The sequence below is a fragment of the Serratia nevei genome (assembly GCF_037948395.1).
Taxonomy (GTDB): domain Bacteria; phylum Pseudomonadota; class Gammaproteobacteria; order Enterobacterales; family Enterobacteriaceae; genus Serratia; species Serratia nevei.
Map to the genome: position 1 here is coordinate 3,485,718 of NZ_CP149940.1, position 23,634 is coordinate 3,509,351.

General features: G+C 49.5%; 30 protein-coding genes. 5 read left to right on the top strand and 25 right to left on the bottom strand.

The annotated features are described in order from the left end of the window. Window positions 1-6 precede the first annotated feature (6 nt). From V8N38_RS16700 to V8N38_RS16715, 4 genes are all read left to right on the top strand, one after another. Window positions 7-213: a hypothetical protein gene (locus V8N38_RS16700; protein WP_038877873.1), complete on the top strand. Its 207-nt coding sequence runs from the start codon at window positions 7-9 to the stop codon at window positions 211-213. A 54-nt stretch (window positions 214-267) separates the two neighbouring features. After that, a complete protein-coding gene (locus V8N38_RS16705) occupies window positions 268-456 on the top strand; it encodes a DNA polymerase III subunit theta (RefSeq protein ID WP_049200522.1) in 189 nt (62 codons plus the stop codon). A gap of 311 nt (window positions 457-767) precedes the next feature. Continuing rightward, the gene (locus V8N38_RS16710; RefSeq protein WP_046687465.1) at window positions 768-1,016 is read left to right on the top strand and encodes a DinI-like family protein; all 249 of its coding nucleotides are present in this window, start codon (window positions 768-770) and stop codon (window positions 1,014-1,016) included. Further along, complete coding sequence (locus V8N38_RS16715; RefSeq protein WP_046687466.1) at window positions 1,009-1,248, top strand: hypothetical protein; 240 nt, start codon at window positions 1,009-1,011, stop codon at window positions 1,246-1,248. The genes V8N38_RS16710 and V8N38_RS16715 overlap by 8 nt, the downstream gene beginning before the upstream one ends. A gap of 27 nt (window positions 1,249-1,275) precedes the next feature. On the opposite strand, the gene V8N38_RS16720 is transcribed toward V8N38_RS16715, so the two are convergent. Both V8N38_RS16720 and V8N38_RS16725 read right to left on the bottom strand, forming a co-directional pair. Next, a complete protein-coding gene (locus tag V8N38_RS16720) occupies window positions 1,276-2,082 on the bottom strand; it encodes a hypothetical protein (RefSeq protein WP_046687467.1) in 807 nt (268 codons plus the stop codon). A 3-nt stretch (window positions 2,083-2,085) separates the two neighbouring features. Continuing rightward, window positions 2,086-4,683 (bottom strand): sialate O-acetylesterase, encoded by a 2,598-nt coding sequence (locus V8N38_RS16725; protein WP_084710302.1) that lies wholly within the window; start codon window positions 4,681-4,683, stop codon window positions 2,086-2,088. A gap of 45 nt (window positions 4,684-4,728) precedes the next feature. Here V8N38_RS16725 and V8N38_RS16730 point away from each other — a divergent pair, with 45 nt between their 5' ends. Continuing rightward, window positions 4,729-5,724 carry an acyltransferase family protein gene (locus V8N38_RS16730; protein WP_144414668.1) on the top strand — a complete coding sequence of 332 codons (996 nt, stop codon included), beginning with the start codon at window positions 4,729-4,731 and terminating at the stop codon, window positions 5,722-5,724. Window positions 5,725-5,764: 40 nt separating this feature from the next. Here V8N38_RS16730 and V8N38_RS16735 read toward each other — a convergent pair whose 3' ends face one another. From V8N38_RS16735 to V8N38_RS16845, 23 genes are all read right to left on the bottom strand, one after another. Next, on the bottom strand, window positions 5,765-6,187 hold the full coding sequence (locus tag V8N38_RS16735) for a tail fiber assembly protein (protein ID WP_188017223.1): 423 nt from the start codon (window positions 6,185-6,187) through the stop codon (window positions 5,765-5,767). A gap of 2 nt (window positions 6,188-6,189) precedes the next feature. Then, window positions 6,190-6,999: a hypothetical protein gene (locus V8N38_RS26090; protein WP_072055836.1), complete on the bottom strand. Its 810-nt coding sequence runs from the start codon at window positions 6,997-6,999 to the stop codon at window positions 6,190-6,192. Window position 7,000: 1 nt separating this feature from the next. After that, window positions 7,001-7,579 carry a YmfQ family protein gene (locus V8N38_RS16745; protein WP_072055837.1) on the bottom strand — a complete coding sequence of 193 codons (579 nt, stop codon included), beginning with the start codon at window positions 7,577-7,579 and terminating at the stop codon, window positions 7,001-7,003. A gap of 9 nt (window positions 7,580-7,588) precedes the next feature. Next, complete coding sequence (locus V8N38_RS16750; RefSeq protein WP_046687471.1) at window positions 7,589-8,653, bottom strand: baseplate J/gp47 family protein; 1,065 nt, start codon at window positions 8,651-8,653, stop codon at window positions 7,589-7,591. Continuing rightward, a complete protein-coding gene (locus V8N38_RS16755; RefSeq protein ID WP_149506035.1) occupies window positions 8,646-9,059 on the bottom strand; it encodes a phage GP46 family protein in 414 nt (137 codons plus the stop codon). The genes V8N38_RS16750 and V8N38_RS16755 overlap by 8 nt, the downstream gene beginning before the upstream one ends. Next, the gene (locus V8N38_RS16760; protein WP_149506034.1) at window positions 9,056-9,592 is read right to left on the bottom strand and encodes a phage baseplate assembly protein V; all 537 of its coding nucleotides are present in this window, start codon (window positions 9,590-9,592) and stop codon (window positions 9,056-9,058) included. Before V8N38_RS16760 ends, V8N38_RS16755 begins: the two co-directional genes overlap by 4 nt. Continuing rightward, window positions 9,592-10,668 carry a phage baseplate assembly protein gene (locus tag V8N38_RS16765; RefSeq protein WP_149506033.1) on the bottom strand — a complete coding sequence of 359 codons (1,077 nt, stop codon included), beginning with the start codon at window positions 10,666-10,668 and terminating at the stop codon, window positions 9,592-9,594. The genes V8N38_RS16760 and V8N38_RS16765 overlap by 1 nt, the downstream gene beginning before the upstream one ends. After that, on the bottom strand, window positions 10,665-11,957 hold the full coding sequence (locus V8N38_RS16770) for a DNA circularization protein (RefSeq protein WP_149506032.1): 1,293 nt from the start codon (window positions 11,955-11,957) through the stop codon (window positions 10,665-10,667). Before V8N38_RS16770 ends, V8N38_RS16765 begins: the two co-directional genes overlap by 4 nt. 36 nt (window positions 11,958-11,993) lie before the next feature. Beyond that, on the bottom strand, window positions 11,994-13,862 hold the full coding sequence (locus V8N38_RS16775) for a phage tail tape measure protein (RefSeq protein ID WP_149506031.1): 1,869 nt from the start codon (window positions 13,860-13,862) through the stop codon (window positions 11,994-11,996). Between the two features lie 84 nt (window positions 13,863-13,946). Beyond that, on the bottom strand, window positions 13,947-14,270 hold the full coding sequence (locus tag V8N38_RS16780; protein ID WP_108681510.1) for a phage tail assembly protein: 324 nt from the start codon (window positions 14,268-14,270) through the stop codon (window positions 13,947-13,949). Beyond that, window positions 14,267-14,623: a phage tail tube protein gene (locus tag V8N38_RS16785; RefSeq protein WP_063990574.1), complete on the bottom strand. Its 357-nt coding sequence runs from the start codon at window positions 14,621-14,623 to the stop codon at window positions 14,267-14,269. The genes V8N38_RS16780 and V8N38_RS16785 overlap by 4 nt, the downstream gene beginning before the upstream one ends. Continuing rightward, entirely contained in the window at window positions 14,623-16,119 is a 1,497-nt protein-coding gene (locus V8N38_RS16790) for a phage tail sheath subtilisin-like domain-containing protein (protein WP_108682329.1), read from the bottom strand. The genes V8N38_RS16785 and V8N38_RS16790 overlap by 1 nt, the downstream gene beginning before the upstream one ends. Beyond that, window positions 16,103-16,306, bottom strand: coding sequence for a DUF2635 domain-containing protein (locus V8N38_RS16795; protein WP_108681512.1), 204 nt, complete (start codon window positions 16,304-16,306; stop codon window positions 16,103-16,105). The genes V8N38_RS16790 and V8N38_RS16795 overlap by 17 nt, the downstream gene beginning before the upstream one ends. A 6-nt stretch (window positions 16,307-16,312) precedes the next feature. Continuing rightward, complete coding sequence (locus V8N38_RS16800) at window positions 16,313-16,873, bottom strand: hypothetical protein (protein ID WP_108681514.1); 561 nt, start codon at window positions 16,871-16,873, stop codon at window positions 16,313-16,315. Further along, window positions 16,870-17,394, bottom strand: coding sequence for a hypothetical protein (locus tag V8N38_RS16805; protein ID WP_072055839.1), 525 nt, complete (start codon window positions 17,392-17,394; stop codon window positions 16,870-16,872). The genes V8N38_RS16800 and V8N38_RS16805 overlap by 4 nt, the downstream gene beginning before the upstream one ends. Then, the gene (locus tag V8N38_RS16810) at window positions 17,369-17,764 is read right to left on the bottom strand and encodes a phage head closure protein (protein WP_171454583.1); all 396 of its coding nucleotides are present in this window, start codon (window positions 17,762-17,764) and stop codon (window positions 17,369-17,371) included. Before V8N38_RS16810 ends, V8N38_RS16805 begins: the two co-directional genes overlap by 26 nt. Continuing rightward, a complete protein-coding gene (locus V8N38_RS16815) occupies window positions 17,761-18,078 on the bottom strand; it encodes a head-tail connector protein (RefSeq protein WP_063990577.1) in 318 nt (105 codons plus the stop codon). Before V8N38_RS16815 ends, V8N38_RS16810 begins: the two co-directional genes overlap by 4 nt. Window positions 18,079-18,162: 84 nt before the next feature. After that, window positions 18,163-19,401, bottom strand: coding sequence for a phage major capsid protein (locus tag V8N38_RS16820; RefSeq protein ID WP_149506030.1), 1,239 nt, complete (start codon window positions 19,399-19,401; stop codon window positions 18,163-18,165). 9 nt (window positions 19,402-19,410) lie between these two features. Beyond that, window positions 19,411-20,010, bottom strand: coding sequence for an HK97 family phage prohead protease (locus V8N38_RS16825; protein ID WP_108681520.1), 600 nt, complete (start codon window positions 20,008-20,010; stop codon window positions 19,411-19,413). Continuing rightward, window positions 20,003-21,229, bottom strand: a complete 1,227-nt coding sequence (locus tag V8N38_RS16830) for a phage portal protein (RefSeq protein ID WP_149506029.1) — start codon at window positions 21,227-21,229, stop codon at window positions 20,003-20,005. The genes V8N38_RS16825 and V8N38_RS16830 overlap by 8 nt, the downstream gene beginning before the upstream one ends. After that, entirely contained in the window at window positions 21,226-21,381 is a 156-nt protein-coding gene (locus V8N38_RS16835; RefSeq protein WP_046687485.1) for a hypothetical protein, read from the bottom strand. Before V8N38_RS16835 ends, V8N38_RS16830 begins: the two co-directional genes overlap by 4 nt. After that, the gene (locus V8N38_RS16840) at window positions 21,378-23,108 is read right to left on the bottom strand and encodes a terminase large subunit (RefSeq protein WP_108681522.1); all 1,731 of its coding nucleotides are present in this window, start codon (window positions 23,106-23,108) and stop codon (window positions 21,378-21,380) included. The genes V8N38_RS16835 and V8N38_RS16840 overlap by 4 nt, the downstream gene beginning before the upstream one ends. After that, window positions 23,108-23,545 carry a phage terminase small subunit P27 family gene (locus tag V8N38_RS16845; protein WP_046687487.1) on the bottom strand — a complete coding sequence of 146 codons (438 nt, stop codon included), beginning with the start codon at window positions 23,543-23,545 and terminating at the stop codon, window positions 23,108-23,110. The genes V8N38_RS16840 and V8N38_RS16845 overlap by 1 nt, the downstream gene beginning before the upstream one ends. Window positions 23,546-23,634 lie beyond the last annotated feature (89 nt).

Below are 23,634 nucleotides of genomic sequence, written 5' to 3' on the forward strand. Positions count from 1 at the left end.
GGACTTATGACCTATAACCAAAAAGCCTGGTTGGGGGTTTTGCTGCTGTGCACCCTGTTTTGGGTGGCGGTCATCGGCGGCGCCTGTTCGCTGTATAACCGGGCGGATCGCCTCAATGCACACCAGCCGCAGAGCGAGTTCGCCGCGCGCCACAGCCTGGCCCCCTGCTCGCAGCAAGGCGCCCAGGCGTCCACCGCCCCCCGGAATGGGTAGGGACAAGACCCGCTAACGATCCTATTATGCCCTAAGGTTAACAGGGAGATAACGATGGCTCGAAAGCTGGATAGCTTACCGCAGGCACAACGCGAAAAAATAGAAACCGATTTGCTGGCCATCAGCGTGATCTACAACGAGCGCTACGGCATCGCCTCGACCCAGGCGGAAACGGAACAACAGATCCCCGACCACCTGCTCCCCTACTTTCATCAACGGCTGGATTATTATCGCCGTGCGTAATTGCGCGCATTTCGCTAACCGCCGCTTGGCATCGCTCCCCACGCCGTTACAATAGGGGCATCTTGTATCCGCCACTGAAGAGACGCGATTTTGAGCAGCAAGGCAACGGCCACATTTTATATTCACGATTACAAAACAATTAATTTAATCTGCTGATATTATTGATTTTTTATTTTAAAAAAATTCATGTGGTACGCAATTTTGTACGCATCATTTTCTTCAATTCACCTCACGAAACCGGTTATTGCTTGACGTACACGAGTTCATCGAACAACATTACTGTATATGCATACAGTCATTCGAAGGTGCCAATGTTCGTAGAGCTGATTTTTGACCAACGTAATGTTAAAGGTTTGCCTGACGCGGCAGAGATAATCAAAGCAGAACTGACAAGGCGGGTACATCGGGTGTTCCCTGATGCAGAGGTGAAAGTAAAGCCGATGCAAACGAACGGACTCATTAGCGACGCTAACAAAAGCGACAGAGAAAAGTTAAATCGGCTTCTTGAAGATATGTTTGAAGAGTCAGAACAATGGCTGATGAGTGACATCTATGGGTAGCATTACCCTCGCCGGGCGACAGATTTTCGTTCTCAATGAGAATGACAGATACCCAGAGCCACAGCAGAACAGCCCACCTTTTTTCGCAATCCGCGAAGATGAAGAAGGCCAGCACTGGCTTTATGTGTGGCATAAAGGGCGCTGGCCGCTCGTCTCAGAAACGCCATTCGAGAACCAGGGCAAAGCCGTTGATGCGGCGCTCGCCTTCGACTTTGCCACGCTGTACAAATAGCCGGGTTCCCCCGGCTACAATGGTTGCTTAGATCGCATTCCAGCCATTCGCCGCAGCGATTTCTTGCATTCGCTTGTACATCAAATCGAATTCTGCGGCAGTTAGAGCGCGGTTGTAGACAGCATATGCGCCCATGATCGTGGTGCTGCTTTGAGTTAACCGGCTACCCATATTACCCACACGGATCGTATCCTTGCCTCGCAAATCACGAATCATAGTTAGATCCGCGTTGCGACGGTTCAGGGTGATGCCAACTGTCTTATCGATGATGTACCGACGTTTACTCGCAGTCTCCCCAGAGCCAAAATCCCCATTCCCGTCATAAATAGCGGCAAGGAATCGCCATGTTGCCGTATCCTCCGTCGCTGGCGGCGGGCTAGTGCCATTTGAAATGGAGACGTTATCAGATATAACTGTCGCTCCTGTCGGCGTGCCATCATAAACAGATGCGACAGCTGTGCGGTAGCCATTCTGCTCCATGATCAGTCCAGAGCCTGCGACAGTAACACCGGCTGCCGATGTGGTCTGGAATGTACCGATTAGATTGCAGGCGCTAAGCCCTGTAGGAGTCCAAATTTTATTTACACTAATATATGTGAAATTCTCCGTTTCATTAATATTAAGGTCGAGATAGCCAAACCTTCCCAATTTTGAGGATTTCGCATCTATGCGGATTGGGTTTCCGACAATTGTTGGCTGCACGCCACCTTCTACCAAGTTAATGCCCAGCATATCGCCGCCAAGGCCAAATGACACCAAACCCTCGCTAACAGGAACATCTATGGAAACTCCGGTAGAAAAAATAGAATCACCCATAACTAAATCAATAGCCATGTATTAGACCTCGCTACATTCAATTGTTTGGATAGCTGCAAATGTCGCCAGCGAATAATTTTTATTTACCAACTCTGGGATATTCTCTTGCGGATATTGGTTAGGCATCCCATACTCCCACTTGTTGTAAGCAACTTCACTCCCACTATCGCATATATTGTGCGTTCCGCCATGAGCGCTATCACCTAAAGTCACGGTAACTTTTCCAGTTAACTTTCTGGAGCACAAAATCTTAATTACCGTTGGCGAAACAGCGGTAACCGTCAAGTTATCAGAGCTAAGTGCACCTGATGAATCAGCGACAGAGATTCCCTTATCTGAATGCTCAACATAGTTCCACCCGCTGAATACTTTGTTGAACTTCAGCGGGCTGATATGAGGTGTCATACCAAGATAAATAGCATCATCATGATATACACCCTTCTCACACTTAAATGGATATGAGCCATATCCCGACATGTGACGGAATGCATCCCGAGCAAACATAGCGCCAATAATTCGATATGAGTTAGCCGATAAATGCGCGCCTGGATTCGATAATCCCTGATACGATCCGACCAGCACGACATTATCATTTTTTAGCGCCAATTCTATTTGCGCGGAAGGTACACCCATCCCGCGAACATAGTTATTCCCGAGTTGATTAAGCATAAACAGCGGCTTTCGGGCTTGCCCGCTTTTATCCATACATGACGCAATCAGAGTATCATGCATTGACTGCAAGCGAGGATAATAGAATTCAAACGACTGACCATTATCATTCTCACCCTGCATGTAGATAATGCCGCCAATTTCCCAATCGTAGCCAGCAGCAGCTGCGGCTTCTGCAATGCCATCCAGGGCGGTCTCCACACGGTTGTATATCTCTGGTGTCGCGCCCTTCTTCAGTTGTTCGATGGTTCGGCCGGAAACGCCGCAGCAGGCGACGCCGATGATAAAGTCCTCATCATTTTCCACACCCATGCTTTGGTTGTGATAGGCCTTCAAATTATTGGCAAAGGACGAAGAAATAGTCTCTCCATATCCGCCAGACGTGTTGGCCACGATGTTTCCTGCGTTATCCTGCATGACCTCAACCAGCGGCCTAAAGATATTTGCACCACCAAGCGGCGCATATTCATAAGTTGTATTGGTGGAGAACTTCATACCGCGCGGCGAATCGCCAAGCATCACATTACCTAACGATTGAGTAAGTGATAAGGCGACGCCGCTTTGCGCACCTACTGAGAACGATTGGCCGTAGACAATCCAAAACTGCACTTTCTTCTTGGTTTTATTTGGATTACCCAGCGCCGGAACGTTATTAAAAATTCTGCGACCAAAATTGGTTTTTGCCGAATCCGCAAATGACTGTACCAGAGATATAATAGAATCCTCAGACATTTTTCTTGCGGATGAACTTCCGTCATACCCTGCAATTTTCGCATGCAGCACGCAGTTTTTATCAACACGAAGCCCCACCACGCCACGGCTATCACGAAGTGCAAGAATATCGCCACCGGTTCCAATCGATATTTTTATGCTCCCGTAACTTAAATTTGTTGCAGAGTTCAATATCGCACTGATTTTCGGGAGGTAAAGGTTACCGGCTTTCGCTTTAAGAAGGGTAAGACCAAGCCTATCTTTTATCTTAAAACTACCATCATCGCTTTTAACTACAGAGAAATCTTTATTTTTAATGACATTGTCTGATACTTCTGTGTTTTCAGAGAAAAATCCATTTCTACTAAATTCAACTAATTTGCTGACAAAACCAACCCCGCCGTCATTATCTGCAGACCAATATGCGGCAACCATACCCAGCTTATCACGCCACCGCATGAATGGTTTTCCTGCGGATTTTTTTATTATATCAGTTATTGCTTTACCTGGAGCATCAGCTATGGCTATAGCTTGACCATTAGTTTTTCGGTAATAAATGAATGAAGCATCGGCCCCCACTCCCTGGGCAACTCGGAATGATTTTCCTTCTGATGTTCCCGCTAATCCTGCAATCGTGCCGTCTGGGTCATCTTCTGTAATATAGTAGGTATTGGCGTCTGCGATGTTCTGGGCATTTTCAGCATAAGTTTTTGCTCTATCAGCGTCTGATTTTGCACTTTCCGAAGCCCCTTTAGCCTCTTCTGAGCTAACCACTGCTTGCTCTTTGTTTTCGCCAGATATAACCGCATATTCTTTCGCAGATATGCTGGCCTCTTTTGCCTGGTCTTTTGCTTCTACAGCTGTCGTTGCCGCCCCTATTGCTTCAGAGCTGTTACTGGACGTAATCCCGTACCAGCGCTTCATCTCTGCGTAGACTGTAGGATCAGCAAGAACAGGGTCAGCAAAGCGGACGTAATCATTAAGTGAGCCTGGCGGGCTATTCGCCTCAAGCTCCATGTCTCCTATCACGGTTGTCCGGTTTGCTTCCGGGTAAAGCACGGTGACACGGTAGTAGCCAGGTACAAGCTCAAATGAATATTCACCATAAGGCCCGGTTTCTTGGCTTACATGCAACTCACGAAACGTATCAGCCGTTGTTCGTTTTGCTAAAATTATTATCTTTGCCCCAGGAACGGCGATGCCTTCCGGGTTGCGAAATTTCCCGGCTAGTTTTATCATGCTAAAACACCTATTTTAATGAATGACAGATAACAGGGTAATTGAGTGAAAGACAGATTGTTTTACTTGGACATGGCTAGAGCACTTTCAATTATTACTGTGTTCCTTGCACATATTTATTCGGAACAGCTTCCAGAATCATACATATCTAAAATGCTTTTCCTATTTTCTCCATCTGTACCAATGGCTTTACTTGCTATTGTGAGTGCCGTGCTAATTACTCCTTCAGTTTTAAAAAGCGCTGGTGATTACTTGAGCAGGCGGTTTGTGAGAATATATATACCTTTACTTATTTGTCTGGGTATCACTTTTGCAATTAGTAGAATCAACAACCCTTGGGGATATGATTCAACTCATATACTACTACACTCCTTAGGGCTGAGTTTGTTCTTTGAGTTATTCAACGTGCAAAATAATGCAGGTATAGGCTATGGATTGTGGTTTATCACGGCCATACTTATCATGTATGTCACCATTCCAATGCAAGTCACGTTATTTAAAAACAAACACTCATGGCTTTACCTCCTGATACTTATAGCATTATCAACTTTGCTTGGCCTGGGTTTCAACACCCTGGCTGACTTCCCTTCTGTTTTTTCTGGTTTTTTCATAGGCGTTTATCTAACAGTTAACAACTCGTATGAAAAAGCATTAAACATTAAGTCATCATATTTGTTGATACTATTGATTATCGGAATTGCCATCAACTACTCACCAATAAATATTCATGGAAAATGGATAAAGGATTTAACATCTGGAGTAATTGCATTAATGATGCTGGCTTTATTTTATAAAATGCAAAAACTCACCCCTTATTACATTGCAAAATCAATTACATTTTTTAGCCTTATAAGCTATGAATTCTATATGTTGCACTTTTCTTTTATCAATGAACCATTAAAAAGAATACTCGGAATTACTGGAATAACAAATCAGCTAGCTGTGTCACTTGCCATTTTAATCCCTCTGTCTTTTATTACTCACAAGTTCGGTATGATACTGATTAATAAAACAAGATCTAAAACACACAACTCGAATTGAACTACAGCATATTGAAATTTAGCCCCCAAAAGGGCTAAATTTAATTAGGCAATTCAGGCCATGTGATTTCCGGAGCGTCCGATGGATTTACACGATTTAAAATAACGCTATAGCGCTCCCAATCTTCTAACTGTACTTTTTCAGTTTCAGTCGCCATGCTTAACCTTACAGCTCTTTCTAGCAGAGAGATCCTTTCTCCTGCATCGGCCATTAATTGATTCTTCTTTATAGTTGCAATCTGAACGGATGTATTTTTATCAGGTGGGGTTTGACTTACCCAGGCCGGCCCACCACTTTCAGAACCTAGCATCATCCCGACAGGAGGCACAGCAATATATTTCTCATAATCGGCATGAGATATCTCTATGGCATCATCAGGCCAACTGTTATTAACCTCGTACCGTTCTTTTGATATAACAGAAGTTGGATAAAAACCCATTGTCTTTTCACTGAAAAATATCATTATTATGCTCCTACTGCCATCCAATAACATTGCGTTTCGCTTGAGCGCATTACTAGATCGAAACTTGTTTTTGTGACATTTTGAACGATGATGTTTTGAGATGACACTCCCATCTGTGCAGTTTGCGTTACTAGAACAGAAACACATCCAAGCGGAAATGCTATAGGAAATGTCACAGTCATAACGTCAGCCGTTCTGTATACTGTCCCACCCTGCATTATTCTATTTGTGCGGTTATTTACGTCAGCCCAATACCATGACTCCAGAGTAAAACTTGATTGTGCTGGCGGTTGATTATATTGATTATAGCAGTTGTCATTCGCCCATTTCTTCGCATTGTTTTCTGCCGAATTGGCTTTTTCTTGCGCGATGTTCGCAGCCTGTTGCTGAGTTTCTCCTTTACTGTAAACATCAAGATTGAACCTTGAGTCACCTTTATTCGACAAGTCAGATAAGTTGTTTGCCTTTATTAAAAACCGACTATCACCCTCGCCTTTACTGTACACATCAATATTCTTTCTAGCTTCTGACTTATTTATCAAATCAGAGAGGTTACTTTGTTTAAGCAAATAATTAGCACCACTTTCTGACAACAGTTTTTTAATTGCCAAATAAAGTTGATTGTGTTTGCTTTTATCTAGGAGCATGCCCGCACCCTCAATAGCATTTGCTATTTCTTCCTGCACGGCATCCCACATGTCGCTGTTTAATTCTGTCGCACGTCGTCCTGTCGTGCGATCCCCATTAGTAAAACCATTTTTCCCCTGCCCAAATTTATCTACTTGGGCAGTAGGTGTGTCAATGCGATGCATTTTATTCTCCGTCAGACTCAGGATAAGAAAAAATAACAACAGTGTGAGATGGAGCTAACTTTTCAATCACACATTCCGCGACGGTGTCACCCCACGTTCTAATTGCAGAATTACAACTACTGGTGCATGTCTGCCAGGCAATGCTGGAATCTGCTGGAATAGTCACCCGCCAGTAATAGCGCCATTTATCGCCCCACTCGGGATTAGGGCTTTCATTAAGGTTTTGGTACTGCTCTATAGTTACTGATGAATATCCTAACGCATCGAGCTGGTTCCGATAGAATTGCTCATTGATACCACCAGCAACGTTAATTTTCGCATCCAACCGCTGCTGGCGCTGCAATAATGTTTGTGTTCCCGGTGGTGAGCAAGAGTCTGGAAGACCACATAGCCGCTCATAGCGGTCAATTAGCTCCACTGTTTGAGCCGGGTTAATCTCCTGCATCAGGTCATCACCGCGTTTATGTACTGATGCAAGAGATGGGGCAAGCCCTCTTAATAATGCGTTATCACCTTCCCATGCAGGGCCTAAAGGAAGCAAATTATAAAGCAGGTTCGTATAGTCGTCTTCCAGTGCCATAACACCTCCTTAATAGCTTGCCCAGGTGATTGCGCCCAGCACCGGCAATTCTGTGTTACCCAACACAATGTTTTCAGTTGGTGAAACAAGTCGATGAGCATACTCTCCTGCAGCAATACTAATAGCCTCGCTTATTCGGGATAAATGGAGTGTCCCGGAAGGAATGCCATCACGAAGGAAAAGCGAGTTCAGTTCAGCTGTTACCGCTGCCCGCGTCTCAGGATTATCATTCGCTAGGGCGATCGTCATGGGTATGATTTTCTCCGTAGCGGAAAAGGTGAAAAGACCTGCGCCCGCGACAGGGGCCAATGGTAAGATGTGTTGCCTTGTGGCTTCGACAACCTGTGGCGATGGGGCCGGATGTATAGGATCATTAGTTGCCAACATCACGCCAACAGTTCCGACTCCCAGATAATGCCTAAACGTCCAGGCGCGACTTACACCAGGCACTTCTTTTGCCCAGATGACATAATCATGATCTGCACCACCCTGAGGCGTGTAAAACCATCTCTCCATAATTCGAGCGCGCCAAGTCTCCAGCGGTTCGACATCCTCTCCTCCAGATATGGAGTCGGCGTAGCCAGCGGAAGGCAAATTAGTTATGGGAGCCTCCAGCCGGATAATGACGCCATCGTCTGCATTACCTATGCCGCCTGCCACGTCGGCCAAAACCGGAGCACGCAACAATCCTCCGCCTGATTTTGTCGTTGTTGTCACGGTGTAGGATTGCTGATCATCACGTAGCAATTTTGTACCGGTGGCTATTTCAACGTCATCGGGAACCCCTTCCCACCGAACATACCCACTTGCGCGGGTTTCAGATTTGCGCGGGCAGCGTTTTATAGCTCCATGACGTACAAGCCATTCAGCATCTGCCAGATCAGGCAACATGTTACGCGCCAGGTAATCGATATAACCGTAAACAGTGTGTACCGCCGCCGCTTGAACCCGCGCATAAACCTCAGCGTCAAGCCGACGCAAAAGCACATCATCTTCAAACCGCGTCAGTAAATCGCTGCGAATGTTCGCTATCAACTGCGGCAACGTGGGCCTGCTGAAATTACTGTCAGCCATTGAGAGCACTCCAAAAATCATCAAAAGTTATGTTATGGCGTGTGCCATCACGCTGCCAGATAGTCACCCCAATGCTCAGCACCTCGATGCCGGTTCGCTGCGCCTCGATATCAACACGAGCTGCAACACCATCTTCGGTCAACCATTGCAGGGCTTGAGAAACGTATTCCCGTGCTTTAATTGGCGTTCTATTGGTAAGCGTGGTACGTCGCAACAAATACAAACGTGAGCCTATGCGATCGTTTTGCACCGTCGGCCAGGTATCCCCCCACCATCCCATCGGGTTTTCAACGTTGTCATCCGGCTCAGCGCGTCGCCATGTAAACAGAGAAATCACAACCGCTCGGGTCAACTTATCGAGCGAAGCATTGGCCTGACGCGGAACACCATTAACAATTAGGATCACGTGTTCATCTCCTGATTGGGTTTCCCGGTTTTACCGCCGTGAGTATCGTTATGATCGTGAACGTTATATTGTTCACGCACTTTGCTCACAGTACTGGTCTTATCGCTTATTTCCCCGTTGGGGACTTCAAGAAGCGGGGTGTTGAAGGTGGCTTTTTGTTTCGCATTCACAACAAAATGCGCTGTGCTCACTTCTATGCGGTTCCCTCGACGCAGTACGACGCTGTCCCCCTCATCCGAATAGAGCGCCACTTCACCACCCTCTAAGCCTTTGAGGCGGTATCGCCGATCTGAAACCGTCAGAATCACGCCATGAGAACGATCACCGCCGACAAACATTGCTATGGCTTCAGCACCGGCATGAGCAGCAGAAGTGAAACCATAAGGTTCAAGATGTTCAACGCTATTCTTTGGCTCATTGGCAACAACAGCGATATCGATCATTTGGCATTTCTGTGCTGTATCGATGCCACGCACTACCGCCCTTGCAAGTAGATTCGACAGTCCACGGTAAAGGAGGTCTTTCATGTTCATTAGAAATCGTCCTCCACGGCCTTCTTGCGCTTCGGCCTTTTGCCTGGTTTATTCGGCTCGGGGAGATATGCGTCCTCTGGCCCTACGCGAATCTCGCTGGTTGTGCCATTTTCATCGAGGCTATACGTCACCTCCGCTATCACCATTTCCCGATTGTTGAAACCCAGGATGGGATCAAAAACAATTACGCGTTGATTGGGTTTCCACAAACTGCCATCCCCCTGCCGCCAGCCCTGAACGGTATAAGTGGTTTCCTCAGTGCGAGCGGCGCGTTGTAGCGCTTCAAACTCACATCGCGATTTACAGGTTGCGCCTGTCGCATTGCCGGTTTGCTGAATTGCATAGGGGCGATAACGGGTAATCTGATCGTCTTTTGTTGATGCTCGAATCGCGGAAATGGTGGCCTCACCAAAATCGACATTTCCCCCAGCCCGTTGACCAGAAACCTGATAATCAGAGAAACGATCTCGGATACTCTGTTCGGTGTCACAAAGAAGAATGTTTTCACCAAATACCAATGCAGTAACCGCATGGGTTGAGCCTATCGCACCAATGACAAGCTGCCCTTTCGGATCGTCATAGGCTAGCGCCTGTTGCTGTGCCAACAATTTGGCAAGCACTTCCCTGACGGTTTCACCATGATCAGCCTGTATTCCCTGTAACGGGGCAGTGGGTGCCCCTTCATCTAAAACAGTCACATTAAAAGGCTCGGCAAGCTTCTTAGCGATCTGCGCCAGCGTTCGCCCGCTAAATTGAGTTGGAGCCGCTACACAATCAATCAGATCACATGTTTTGCTTCGACCGGTAATACCGAAGCTGACCGATTGAGCATCGTAGCGAACGGGCATCGCTTCAATCCATCCGGTGATAACCAGGTCATCACCAATCAGCACTTCAACCAGTTCGCCCTTTTTAACCCGTGGTTGCAAAGGAACGCTGCCCGTTTCACCTGGCCACTGGCGCGTAATTTGCACATTAAAATCCCGTGCCAGCCGTTCTATACCTGCCGCGATTTTTACTGACGTCCAGCCTCCCCACTCGCGGCCATTAACGCGCAGTGTTACAAAATTATTCATCTGACTGGAACCCTCAACGGTTTCGCAGGAACAAAGCCGGGATGGCTAATAACATTACGTTGCGTAATATCAGTCTCCCGAGCAGCGTTGTCATACCAACGTGCAGCCAGAACAAGCGCAGGAATAACGGCAATAGGTGTCCGCTGTACTGTTTTTTCTACCTGGCTGAGGCGAGAGGATATATCCCGATTTACATTGGTACGGATTGTTATCAAACGCTGAAACAACTGATCGTCCGTCGTCCGTTGCAACTCCTTTTCTATTGCAACGTTCAGCGATTCACGCACAAACGTCAGTTCGTCATAACCGGCAATTGAAGGTTGTGTAGGTACATCCGTAACATTCCCCAGCGCTGGATGGGCAACCGTTAGCTGATCAGCGCTGGTTGTGTTCTCCGGTGTCCTAGGCTGTGCCAGCGTCGTCACGGTATATGCAGCCTCACTGATCGCCGTCGTCCTGATCGCTGACGCAACATAATTCCGCTGCCTGACTTCCTCTTGTGTCGTCGCACTGTCTGTTTTCCACACGCCGCGCGGGGCTAGGTCGGTTCCCAACGTGACACCGGAGAGCGTCGTAATCATTGTGACCAGATCAGCCGCATCGCCCGACAACCGCTTACCCGAGCGCCACATCCGTTGTAGGGAGTTAACGAAATCCATCCCGCTTGAAGGGGGAGACAGCAATACCGACAAATCCCCCTGCAGAAGTCGAGCCGCAGCGCTGATCCCTTCATCGATCATGTCGAATGTTTTTGTCACATAATCAAACATTTGCGTAGCACTTTCGATTACCCCACCCTGAAGGAAATCCGGCAAACCGTCCATGCCAAAGGCGGAAAAAGCCTCTCCGATGCTGTCATCCAGCGCGGAGCAGGATGAAATAAGCGTTTGTCCAGTAGCCACACCAGAGGTAGGGAATGACAGCTCCCCAGATTCCACAACGTTAAAGCTGACCTGGCACATACGCCCGGCGCTATTGCTGTGGCTAACCCTTACTTCACCATCAATGCAGACAACCATCTCACCATAAAACGGATGTACTAATGTTCCGGGGCCAGGGGTTTCAACTGCCTGAATTAACCGATCGCGAAGCTCAAAATAGTCATCCCCGATCAGGTATGCAGACACATTGAAACGGCGGGTGGCGCGCCCTAAATCCTCTGTGTACGGTTTATCTCGACCTGGGTATTCATGGGTCTGTACACGCCGCCCAAATGTGCCTTCATCTTCTTCAACGTTAAACGGAACGCCCCGGAAAGAGGCCGGTTGCAATCTGTCTATCCAGCTCATAAAAACTCCAGGCATAAAAAAACCCACCGAGGTGGGTTAACGATTAGCGAATGGGCTATAGCCGACATCATATGAAACACCGGGCGACGATCCGGCAACCGGGGCAACTCGCATACCTGGGGGAGCGTTCTCAAATGAAACCTTCAATTCGCCGCTTTGTGGTCGAGGGCTGGCTAACGGTACTTTTGAGTTTTGGCTACCGTCAATATTCAGAAGTTCTTTCAGTCGCGGGATAAATCCGGTATATCCACGTTCAGAATCACCCTGCTTAATTTTATTTGTCAGCAGACTACCTACATCGGTATTTTGCTTGGCTGCTTCCTGGTGAAGATTATCCAACCGTTTCATGATATCGAACAGGACAGCAATCGTGACGGTAATCACGCCCATGTTCGCAATACCCCTCAGATTTCTTGATAACTTCCCTGCCTCAGTATTTGCGCCGCCGATGCCTTTAACCATTGATACCATCCAGGCACCAACGGTAAATGCTGCCACGCCCTTCAACACGGTTTCCCATCCACCGAGTGCTTTCGCAACATCATCAATGTCATGCCAGACCGCTTTTACAATTGGGCCTACGGTATCCCAATTACTCACGATCAGGCCACCGGCGATTACCAGTAAAGAAACTACCTTTCCCAGCGTTGAAAGTTTCATGACAGCCTCCATCATTTTGAAAGCCTTCGTCACCACTCCAACTGTGGTAGCTGTTCCCAATAACGTCGCACCAAATTTGAACACGGATTTAATGGTCTCAGGATTACTCTTCACAAATGAGCGGAACTGTTCGATGAAAGGTGCAAGTTTGTCTAACCCCTTATTGATCGCCGGTAAGAACATATCGCCCATTGTGATACTGACTGCCGCCATCTTATTTTTAAACAGTTGAATATTGTTCGCCGTCGTCGCTGCACGAGCGGCGTATTCCTTCTGCATCGAACCGCCATAGATTTGAGCATCAGCAACTTTATTAAAGTTGGAACGCAGCAGATCAAGGTTAGTCAGCAATGGGGCAATAGCCGCCAGGGACTCTTTACCGAACAGTGAATTCATTACGGCTGCTTGCTTTGCTTTGGGTACTTTTGATAGTGACTCAAGCACCTTGAGCATCGCCCCTTTGGCATCCTTCTGCATGTCTTGCGCCAGTTTGCCGGGATCGATTTTGAGGAAGCTCAGCGCTTTCTTTTGGGAAGATGTCGCCGATTTCCCTGCTGTCAAAGAAAGCATAAAGTTTTTGATCCCCGTGGAGGCAATCTCAGACTCTACCCCCATACCGGCAATCGTTGCCCCCATCGCAGCGATTTCACCCGAAGCAACGCCAGCAACTTCACCCAAAGGCCCGATGCGAGTCACCACCTCAGAAATCTTCGCCGCGCTGGCCGGGCCGGTATTCCCCAGATAGTTGATTTTATCAGCCAACGAAACCACAGCCGGTTGAGTCAACTTAAAGGCTGTTCGCCACGTTGCCATCATTTGACCAGCTTCATCGGCGCTCTGATCAAACGCAACGCCCATTTTTACAGCCGATTCCGCAAACGACGTCAGCTCGTTTTTAGCGATGCCAGCCTGGCCACCGGCGGCAACGATCTGCCCGATGCCTTCCGCTGCCATCGGTAGTCTCGTTGATAGGTTCAACACGTCTTCCGACATCTGCTTAAACTGCTGCGGCGTGTCAAAATCAACCACTTTCTTAACGTCGGCCATCACCGATTCAAACGCTATGGCCTGGTTAATAGGGATTGCAAAGGCAGTAACAATACCCGTCCCAACCGCTGCCGCCGTTGCCATGATACCGGAAAATTCTTTCTGGAATCCCTTCAGGTTCTTGCTCATACCCTTCAGTGGGCCAGAAAGCTGATCGACGGCTGTAATGATTGCCTTTAACTGAAAGCTATCAGCCACGGTTCATCTCCTCTGAAATCCTTACCGCTTCCTCCTCAAGCTCAAGAAACCGGCTCACAGGGAGCCGGCGAAGTTCGAGCGGATTCAGTTTCCAGAAGTGGGCGGTATTGTAGAGTCGCCTTCGGAGTTCGGGAGAGTTCCCGAGTCCGTAAAAAAACTGATGATGGTCATCGTGGCCATGAGGATATCTTTGGGGGCCATCTGCTGAGCAGACGATCGCGGAATACCCGCCAGAACCGGAATGTACGCAAGTGCTGACCGAGTATCCAACCGCATTTCACCTTTGTCGGTATAGGAAAAGGGAATGCCGCACGCTTCGATTTGATCAAAGTCTGGCTCTTGAATCTCCAGCACATGCAACTTTTCGTTATGCGCCATAATGGGTTTGGAAAGTACAAGTTCTTTCATTGATAGAATCCTTCTTCACCGTGAAATTCCAGATCGACGGTGCCTTCTTCCGGGTTGTGGTTTGCTTCGCCATGAAGCCAGGCACTTGCCAGCACATAAACCATGCCGTTCGCCAGCTCCGATGTGATCGTCATGGCTGTTGCCTCAACGATTTTGCTGATAGGGAAACCCTTCGGCACTTTGGCAGTCACTTTCGTGTACGGCGCGCGGTGCGTTTCTTTGAAATCGACGGAGCCATCCAGGCCCACCACGTCATCGCGTACCTTGGTGTTCATGGGTACTTCGATGCCGCCGGTAATAGACAACTGTTGGCCGTCAATTTTGAAATACGTGGTACCTGCGATCTTGCCCATTACGCGGCCTCCTCGTTGTACTGCAGGCGGAACTGGTTAAGCAGCGCGAATACCCGCAATTGGTTGACATAATCAGGCGGGAACAGAACGTCCAGGCGGTTCGGATCGTTGGCGTTACGCTCAACGATTAAATATTTCTCGAACAGCTCTGCATTCTCGACAATGCCTTCCCGCACCATCTGGCGATAAGTCGCGCACAACTCACCGCGAATAACCGCAGGTGTAACGATGGCCTGCCCTGGCCCGAATCGGGTGCCGTCGTTGGCCAACTTGTGACGCCCGTACTTCGACGTAATAACCGACTTCAGGCGGCGCAGAACATAGGCGCTGGTATGCAGTGTTTCGCTGTCCAGGTAGCTGTTGTCCTTCACCCCGTAAGCGTTCTTCTGGTAGGTCGTGATTGCGCGCTGGACGCGTAACACGCCGCCTTCGGTGTAAGCCGTGGCAATCCCATGACTTAACAGTGATTGCTGTTCTGGCAGGATAAAGCGCTTGCCGCTTTTCGGTGGCAATGCGCCGTTCAACTCCCCGGTTTGCGTTGGTCGGGCTGGATCAATGCGGATGAACACCGCATTTCGCGCAGTATGGAGCGCGGTGAGTTCATCCGCCGCCGTTTGGCTTGTTGTTTCGTGACCGGTCACGGTAATGTGCTGGTTGTTCATCGTGCCGCCAAACGTAACCAGCGAACTGAGATCACCGAACTTAACCGAATACACATGACCATAAAGCTGGCGTGCATAGCTCCAGCGGCCGGAGCTATCGTTCATCTCCATAGCCATTGCAGCCAGCGACGCCGCATCGTTGAATGGCAGGCCAATAAAATCAGCCAACTCATCGCCCATAGCTGCAATTGAACCAGACAAATCAGGCGAGCCTGTGCCACTTGCCATTGCCACCAGCGCTGCGGTAATCCCTGCCGGTAATGTTTCCCCACCAGCGGATTCACGATAATTCAGCGCCAGAGGGATATCATTGCCACACAGCCCCTTGTGGCGAGCAGTGATAGTAATCACCCCTGCCGTAGCCGCAGCCGTAACCGGCAGCGCCGTATTGGCGTTGATTGCCGCAGTGATCGACGCTGCCACCGCTGCCGCGTCATCGCCGTTTGTCACAGCGGCCTGCACCTGCACACTGCCGATATACAAAGAAACTGTGCCGGATGCCGTTGCCGTCCCCGTGATCGTTAATGAGCCTTTTGCCGCCGAGCCTGCTGGCTCAGGTACTGCAATCGCCCACAACTCACCAAAGGGATCAACTTTGCGGTACGCCGCAACCATTCTTGCCAACTGACTGCCACGCCCTGCCAATGATCCGGCAAGGTCGCCTGATGACATAGGCGTTAAGGTGTTTGGTTTGATGCTGGAACCGGTAAGGGCATGACCGAACAACAGCGCAGGGCCTTTGGTTTGTGCCGTATTGGCCGCGCTATTGTCCATCTCGGCATAAAACAACGGGACGAGAACATCCGATGGGGTAGAGTTAAAGCTGACCATTATCACCGCCTTCATCTGCTTTTGGGTTTGCTTTGGCTACCTCTTTACCTTGGGTAACCGGCTCAATATCACCGACCGCCAAACGGCGTAACCAGTACTGGCTTTCCTCCACATTTCGGCCAGATACAGGCAATAGGTCGCCTCGGGCAGGGTCTGGAACAGACCGCCCTTTTACGGGTTTCACATGCATGTTTTTTTACTCTTGAAGGTTAATTTCTATGTGATGCTCAATACGGCCATCTGGCCCTTTACCGGGATCAAGATAATCCACGTCCAATGAGACGGTCTTAAAATCATCCATGTCCTGATAGGCTTCGGAAATTGCCGTATCTTCCTCTGTAATTTCGTAAGGGATCGTGAAGTCATAACGGTAATAAAGCCGCGCCCTGTCCATTTCTATCAGCTCGCCACCCGCGTACTGAATAATGTTTTTATCGCTTTCAGGACTCCACCCAAGCAAAGCACGCCACAACATCGCCCGGATATCATGCACGGCGTCATACCCTGCCGCCTGACCACGTTCATCACGGAGATTGCTGAGAACAACCACGACAGAGAATCCTTCTGTGAGGTCTTGCCAGTAATCCGTCTGCGACTTCTGATCGCCAGTAGTATCTTCATTAGGGATGACGTAGGCCGCAGGCATCGCCAACTTGCCCACATCAGGCAGGTTTTTAAACTCTGCCGCGCCAGCAACACGCCCTTCAAACAGGGCCACCCGCCGACGAAGAGCACCGATAACTTTGGTCAGCTTCATTTCTTTCTCCGCTGTGGCCGTAATGATTTTCTCAACTCACGGCTGAGGTAATACCTCGTCCACGCTCTGCGGTTCTCCAACGCCTGCACCATGAAGTTTTGGCGCGGAGCAATTTTCCAACCGCTGCCGCCTGACGCCCCCCGGTGATGTCTTTTCTTACGCTTGGCACCACGGCGCACACCATAGAACAGGAACGCAGGATAAAACGCCCCGTTAATCGGGCGGTTCCCTTGTCCGTTTTTTTGGTTAGGGGCGATTTTCACCATAAACCCTGGGCGGCGTTTTGATGCCCGAGGAACCGTATAGCCGATTGATCGGGACAACTTGCCACTACGAAAGCCTGGCGCTTCACCAGGGGATGACCGCTGCCGCTTTGCAACCAACCGGCGCGCGTCGCGCATGTGAACCTGGCCAATTTTTACAAAGGCGCGGCGGAGCCTAGCGCGGTTAAATACCAGTTCTTCCGGCTGTTCAAAATCGACGTGAAAGGCCGACTTATTGCCAGTGGTTGATTTCGCCATGCGTAACCTCCCCCAGCTCTTCACACTCCAACATCAGGAAGCGCCGCGCTGAGTTCATATCCGTAATACGCCTTATGCGGTAAACCGTTTCGTTATGCGTAATTTCCGCATCAGAGGAAACGCCAGCAGGACGATATCGAATAATGATCCGATGCGTGACAATCTCACCGGCCTGCGCACCTTCATGGTAGGTCGCAGCGCTGACCTGGTTTATTTTCGCCCAGGTCGTGAACAGGTGATCATATTCAGGCTCAACACCGTAATCGCTAACCGGTGCATCCTTCCGAGTGCGAAACTTTACTCGCTCCCTTAGCTCCCCCGCCTGCGGCATCCTGTATGTGCCACTGCTTTCTACAAATCGACGTTTCATAGTGGGATAAACCGATAAGGATCAACCAGCCAGTGATAACTGAGCGGTACCTCTGTCTGCTCAAAATCCGTCACCGCAGAGCGATTCTCATAAAAATGGGAGCAAAGCATTAACATTCCCATCTTGATGTCGGCGGGCAGCACCAGCCCATCAGGATCAGACTCAGGCACCGACTCAGCATAGAGGGTTCTGTTAATCCGGGTTTCTGTTCGTTTTTGTACTGCTGCGCCGAGAAGCTTCAGAAATTCGTCTTCATCATCCATGTCACTGTCAATGCGACATTGCTGCTTAATTTCTTCCAGTTTCAAAAGCATTAAACCTCCCCATGCCCGCAACCCTGCGCTGGATTGCGGGCATAAAAAAACCGCCGAAGCGGTAAACGTTTTTCCGGGTTTTGATTAACCGCCAGCGGCTGGTTTGCCGACCAGCGCCTTGATCGCTGCCGTATCTTCCAGAACGCAGTCAAAGCGGTGGAACGCCAGGAAACCGGTCTGGTCAAATTCGGCATAACGCTCTGTCAGGCGCTTCAGCACCATATAAGTAACCCGGCGCAGGATGAAACGGTCAAAGTCACCACAGAAGATGAACTTTTTGCCCGCGCCAACATCGGCGATGGCCTGATCGATAACGTAAGGTACCTGCAGAACAGTCGCCGGTGCGCCGCCGATAATGGACGGCAACCACAACGGACGCCCCTGGCCATCCTCCATCTCTTCCACCAGCTTCAATGTTGCATCGTTGAACGCCCAGCGGAATTTAGGGCCATTGCGATACGCCGGATCGATACTGTGTTTCAGCGAGTTCATCTCTTTCCAGGTGAACTTGTCAGCGGCGGCGGCGTTTACCGTGCCGGTAACTGAAGCCTCAAGCCCTTTAGGTTGCAGCGGTGAACCTGTGCCAGTGCCTTTGACCAGATAACGCGCTTCACCGCGGCCGATACGCTGAGCGATACGGCTGGCGAGATAGGCTTCCATATCAATACCGCTGTCCTGCAGCAGTTCGTTTGATACGCGGATGATTTTGGACGACAGCTTTTTAGCCCCCAAAGTAGCACCGCCAAATTCGGTGTCCTCTTCAGAAGCCTCTTTGTTTTCGCCCAACAGCTCACCTTCTTCCGTGGTGCCATCCGCTGTAGCCCAGGCGATATCCTGGCCGGTAGACGTGTTGAGGATTTGAGCCACACTGGCGATACCGCCGTAGGCTTTCATGGATTCAACCACCCTGTTGAGGAATTGGGTCGGCACTGTAAAACCGCCTTTATCGTCCGGTGATGTACCCTGCGCGCGCAGCTCACGCAACACTTGGCGCTCTTCCGCGCTCAGTTCTCCCTGGCCGTGGCGCATCCAACGGTCGAATACTTGTGCGCGCTTGTCCGGGTCTTGGCCATCCGGGCCTTTCTTCTGCTTCTTGCGCTCTTCTTCTTCCCGGCCCTCAACGAATGACTGATCCATTGAGCGAAGAGATTCTTCCCGTTCGATCCGTTCGTCGATGGATTGCAGCTCACTTTGAGCATTTTTCCATTCGGTGCGTTGTTCGTCAGTCCAGACGTTTTCGCCAATTTTGTCATGCAGTGCGCGCATGTCGGTGGCGATGGTGTTACGTTTTTGCTTCAGTTCGTGCAATTTAGTTGCAGACATAGTTTTTCCTTACGCGTTGAGCAGAGTCAGCAGGCGCTCGCGCGCCATTCGTTGATTTACGGCGTTGGTGATCGCGCCGCTTTTGCGCGCCTCCTGCCATGCTTCCATAGAGCGGACGGCAGAATCAGCCGCCTGATAGGCCGGGTACGTCACAGGGCTGACGTCATACAGCCGGGAGAATTTGTGGATTTCGCGGATAACGACTCCTTCCTCATCCTCGTACCAGTGATCGCCATCACGAGCGACTTTGAACGCGAAGGAAGATTGATTAATGTCACCGCGTTTCATCGGCGCCAACACCAAATCACGAATGGTCTGTGTGTCCGGTGCGTCGATGTCGTAGTGCAATCCACGTGCATCCACGGAAACTTTTAGCGTTCCCGATGTACTGCGGCCTAAAATGAAATTGGGGTCATGGTTAAACAACCCGCGAACATCATCATTCAGCACGTCGTCAAATGAGCCAGGCTTAATGATTTCGCGAAAGCCCCAGAGTGGTTCGGAGCGAATGTTGAACACAGAGCCATAACCGATAATCCGCGTCGGCTGGTCTTCCTGCTGTTCAGCGCGCACCTCGCCGGTGTAACAGCGCATTTCTCTGTCACTCATCGGTCTTGTCCTCTTTGGTGTCATCGTTGAGTTTGAATTTCGTAGGATTTGCCGCGTTAACACTGACCAGCATTTCATCCAACCCATCAACCGGGTTCATATCCTCGAAAGCTCGAGCCTCATTTCGGCTCATCCAGCCATCGGTGATCGCGTAGTGGTAGAACTGCGCGCGCTCCTGCGGTGTGCCTCGCATCAACCCAGCCAGGTTAAACCGCACATAAAAGCCTGCCGTCCGCTCCCCACGGGTAAACAGGCGTCGGTTCAGCTCCTGCTCCCAGTTAGCCACCCACGGCATGATCGTGTAACGGACAAACTGAATGGCTTGAGAGGTGATATTGCTGAAGGTGGCTTTTTCGAGGTCGTTAATCATGTGCGCTGGCACGTTGAATATTCCGGCTATCATCGATCGGTTCAGCTTCATCATGTCGATAAGCTGAGCATCGACCGGCGACACGGTAAGCGCCTGATAGTCCAATTCAGCAGGGAGTAAAAGCGTTTTGTTTTCCTGGCTTCGTAAAGCCTGCGCCGCTTTCTGCCAAACAGCCTTTAACCGCTTCCACCCTTCATCCCTTATCTCACCCTTAACCGAAACGATACCCGCAGGTCTGGCGTTGCCACTGAAAAATGAACTGGTGTACTTCTGCCCGCTCATCCCCATACCAATCGTTTCGGCATGCTGCATAATTGGGCTAAGGCCCATCTTCTGGTTATTACCCAATGCGCGAATGTGGATCATGTCGTCGGGGCTGACGGCAAAACTCCCCTCCTCGTTGTAAAGGCCGTATGTGTAGCGCCCTCCGGTTTTTAACAACGTGGTTTCCCACGGCATACAGGCTTCCAGCTCAGTTACCTCACCACGCCGGGAACGATGCACACGGGTATAACCGTTACCCCAGCCTAAAACATGGCGTTGCTTCAATTCGCGCCATTTGTAACTGGTCTGCCAGTCGTTTGGCTCGTCGTGAACCAAATAGAAAACAGGATGGTCGCGAGCGGGTGTAACGGTATTTCCATCCTTTCGCATAACGTGAAGCGGCATCTGCGCAACGTTTGAGGCCAGCACATAAATGCAGGAATAAACCGCCGCCAACTTCATTGCCGTTTCAGGGCTGACATATACATCAGAGTTGAAAATACCGTCAGTTTCGGCCATTTCTGCGGTGATCGGGTTTGCCGGATTCTCCAGCGGTTCATTACGGAATAGCGCGTCAAGTATCACGTTTTCCCCCTCCTGGCGGCGATAAGCGCAAATACCAACAGAGCAGCTCCGGCAGACTGTAAAGCGGTTGCCGTGCCAAATTGCAGGTAAATCCCGCCCACCAGCAGGCCGAGGCCAGTCAGCCCGATAGCATCGATAATCAGTGTTTTCATAGGAATACCAGGTCTTCGTCCGGATCGAGAGTCGAGAGGAAATCACGCGGCTCATTCAGCAATGCACGTCCTAATCCCATCATCAGAGAAACAGCACCATCTATTTTGTTGCCATCCCCTTCTTTAATAGGTCGAACAATGTCATCACTGCCAGGTGGGTTTTTACCCACGACGTTTGAAATGCACCACGTCATCAGCGGATTTCCATCATGATGGAATCGCCCGGAAGCTAATGCAGCCTCGATTTCACGCATAGGGTCACTCATGTTCGTGAAGTTTTGCGTAATTGTAATTGGCTCCAAACCTTCATCAGCCAACATGTGAGAAAGGCTGGTTGCGCCATAGGGGTCAATCGGACATGTCGCTATTTTCACGGTTTCCCGCAACTTCAAAATAGTCTCAAAAATGACGCGATAATCTACCTCAGCACCGTCTGTAGGGATCAACACGTTCTGATTTACAAACGATTGATAACGCTCCGCCACATTCTTTAACGCTGGGTCTGTGGAGTACACCGTATCTTCTGGAACCCAGAACATAGGGCTGACACAGTAATAATGGCTCACACCGTTAATATCGCGGCGGAAAACAGGAACTACGGCGTTAAGGTCAAGTTTGGATGCAAGGTCAATCCCCAAATAGCATTCATCATCAGAGAAGTCAGATAGCTTGAGACTTTTATCTGCCGCACCCATCCATTTTTGCAGATTGTAATAAGCAGTTTTAGAACTCACCCACTTATTAAAGTGCTTTGTAAGTATTTTGTTTGTCTGACTTGGCGTAGACATAGCAAGTAATTGCTTGCTTTTTAAATACCCTTCTTTTAGTGAAACGCCATAATTAGGATTGGCCTTTATTAAAGCTTCTGGCTTTGTCCAGTCATCGTCATCATCAATCGTATAAATAATACCGAATATGGACTCATTCTCTCCGCCTTCTCTTATACGCTTGAGAATTTCAACAACCTGCGCCCGTTTTTCGTAACATGGGGACGATATATCAAAACCGGCAGTCGTAATGATTAATGTCATGGGCTGTTCACGTGCGCCCATACCGGTTGTCATTGTCGTGTACAGCGCATCAGTATCATGCTCATGATATTCATCAATGATCGCACATGATGGGGAGTCACCATCGCCGGGGTCGCCAATAACAGGGACGAAAATTGAACCGTCCGGGCGCGTCATCTTTTTTGCCCAAGGCTTGATACTGAATTTATTCCGCATCGCCGGTAGTTTTTTTACCATTGCCAGCGCGGGAGCAAACACTTTCCATGCCTGCTTTTCTGTTGTCGCGCCGCAGTAAACTTCCGCTGCGTACTCACCATCAGCACAGAACATGTAATTACCGACCGCTGCGGCAATTGCGGACTTACCGTTCTTTCGAGGAACCTCGATATAGATTTCAGTGAATCGACGAAAGCCGTTGTCTTTGCGTACCCAGCCAAATGGCACACCTAACGCGAACTTTTGCCACGGTTCAAACTCAATACGCAGTTTCCGACGCGCCCACTCACCACTGGTGTGAGGCATTTTTTGCGAGAACCGGAGAAATCGTTCGGCCTTGTTTTTGTCGAAGCGGTAAGGCCACCGCTGATCTTTAGCGCGCTCCAGGTCATCAAGGTGTCGCTGGCAAGCGAGGATGGTTAACTGACAAGCCAGAATCTTCCCGCCAACAACGTCCCGCGCATATTGGTTCGCTGCATTGACGTTCGGATATGTAGCCATCAATCAAACTCATCAAATTCGTTCCCTTCATCGTCCGGGTCGTTTTTGCCGCTCGTCATTCGAATACGGCTTAGCGGGTCTAACCCAAGGAGTGAACCCAGACGGGCGATTTGCGAAACAGAGTCGTTTCTCACATTAACAGCGGGGTGTTTTTTCTCACCGCCCATTTCGCTTGATACTGTCAGGCCGTCTTTCGCAATAACGTTTTCAGCCTCAACCATCAAATGAAACGCATTGCAGTACGCTAAAAGGATCGGCGCGTCCTCCAGCTCAAAGACTCCGCGCTCAATTAAAATCTTGCTCTGCGTTTTCCAGAGACGAATTGCGATATCCCCCATCAGCTCTGACGGTGGCGCAATCCTTGTTAATTTGCTCTTCCTGCCGACGGGTAAATTGGGTTTACGTCCGGCACCGGAAGAACGCACAACTGCTGACATAAAACCCCCTGATTAATAGGTCAAACCTTCCGGAAAAAAATTCCTTATTTTGGGCGCGTAAAAATTTGACGGGGCGGGCAGTACGGAAG

Excerpts from the sequence above, each read along its gene's own strand:
- V8N38_RS16700 (WP_038877873.1), top strand. The coding sequence starts at position 7 with ATGACCTATAACCAAAAAGCCTGGTTGGGGGTTTTGCTGCTGTGCACC.
- V8N38_RS16705 (WP_049200522.1), top strand. The coding sequence starts at position 268 with ATGGCTCGAAAGCTGGATAGCTTACCGCAGGCACAACGCGAAAAAATA.
- V8N38_RS16710 (WP_046687465.1), top strand. The coding sequence starts at position 768 with ATGTTCGTAGAGCTGATTTTTGACCAACGTAATGTTAAAGGTTTGCCT.
- V8N38_RS16715 (WP_046687466.1), top strand. The coding sequence starts at position 1,009 with ATGGGTAGCATTACCCTCGCCGGGCGACAGATTTTCGTTCTCAATGAG.
- V8N38_RS16720 (WP_046687467.1), bottom strand. The coding sequence starts at position 2,082 with ATGGCTATTGATTTAGTTATGGGTGATTCTATTTTTTCTACCGGAGTT.
- V8N38_RS16725 (WP_084710302.1), bottom strand. The coding sequence starts at position 4,683 with ATGATAAAACTAGCCGGGAAATTTCGCAACCCGGAAGGCATCGCCGTT.
- V8N38_RS16735 (WP_188017223.1), bottom strand. The coding sequence starts at position 6,187 with ATGATATTTTTCAGTGAAAAGACAATGGGTTTTTATCCAACTTCTGTT.
- V8N38_RS26090 (WP_072055836.1), bottom strand. The coding sequence starts at position 6,999 with ATGCATCGCATTGACACACCTACTGCCCAAGTAGATAAATTTGGGCAG.
- V8N38_RS16745 (WP_072055837.1), bottom strand. The coding sequence starts at position 7,579 with ATGGCACTGGAAGACGACTATACGAACCTGCTTTATAATTTGCTTCCT.
- V8N38_RS16750 (WP_046687471.1), bottom strand. The coding sequence starts at position 8,653 with ATGGCTGACAGTAATTTCAGCAGGCCCACGTTGCCGCAGTTGATAGCG.
- V8N38_RS16760 (WP_149506034.1), bottom strand. The coding sequence starts at position 9,592 with ATGAACATGAAAGACCTCCTTTACCGTGGACTGTCGAATCTACTTGCA.
- V8N38_RS16765 (WP_149506033.1), bottom strand. The coding sequence starts at position 10,668 with ATGAATAATTTTGTAACACTGCGCGTTAATGGCCGCGAGTGGGGAGGC.
- V8N38_RS16770 (WP_149506032.1), bottom strand. The coding sequence starts at position 11,957 with ATGAGCTGGATAGACAGATTGCAACCGGCCTCTTTCCGGGGCGTTCCG.
- V8N38_RS16780 (WP_108681510.1), bottom strand. The coding sequence starts at position 14,270 with ATGAAAGAACTTGTACTTTCCAAACCCATTATGGCGCATAACGAAAAG.
- V8N38_RS16785 (WP_063990574.1), bottom strand. The coding sequence starts at position 14,623 with ATGGGCAAGATCGCAGGTACCACGTATTTCAAAATTGACGGCCAACAG.
- V8N38_RS16795 (WP_108681512.1), bottom strand. The coding sequence starts at position 16,306 with ATGCATGTGAAACCCGTAAAAGGGCGGTCTGTTCCAGACCCTGCCCGA.
- V8N38_RS16800 (WP_108681514.1), bottom strand. The coding sequence starts at position 16,873 with ATGAAGCTGACCAAAGTTATCGGTGCTCTTCGTCGGCGGGTGGCCCTG.
- V8N38_RS16805 (WP_072055839.1), bottom strand. The coding sequence starts at position 17,394 with ATGGCGAAATCAACCACTGGCAATAAGTCGGCCTTTCACGTCGATTTT.
- V8N38_RS16810 (WP_171454583.1), bottom strand. The coding sequence starts at position 17,764 with ATGAAACGTCGATTTGTAGAAAGCAGTGGCACATACAGGATGCCGCAG.
- V8N38_RS16815 (WP_063990577.1), bottom strand. The coding sequence starts at position 18,078 with ATGCTTTTGAAACTGGAAGAAATTAAGCAGCAATGTCGCATTGACAGT.
- V8N38_RS16820 (WP_149506030.1), bottom strand. The coding sequence starts at position 19,401 with ATGTCTGCAACTAAATTGCACGAACTGAAGCAAAAACGTAACACCATC.
- V8N38_RS16825 (WP_108681520.1), bottom strand. The coding sequence starts at position 20,010 with ATGAGTGACAGAGAAATGCGCTGTTACACCGGCGAGGTGCGCGCTGAA.
- V8N38_RS16835 (WP_046687485.1), bottom strand. The coding sequence starts at position 21,381 with ATGAAAACACTGATTATCGATGCTATCGGGCTGACTGGCCTCGGCCTG.
- V8N38_RS16840 (WP_108681522.1), bottom strand. The coding sequence starts at position 23,108 with ATGGCTACATATCCGAACGTCAATGCAGCGAACCAATATGCGCGGGAC.
- V8N38_RS16845 (WP_046687487.1), bottom strand. The coding sequence starts at position 23,545 with ATGTCAGCAGTTGTGCGTTCTTCCGGTGCCGGACGTAAACCCAATTTA.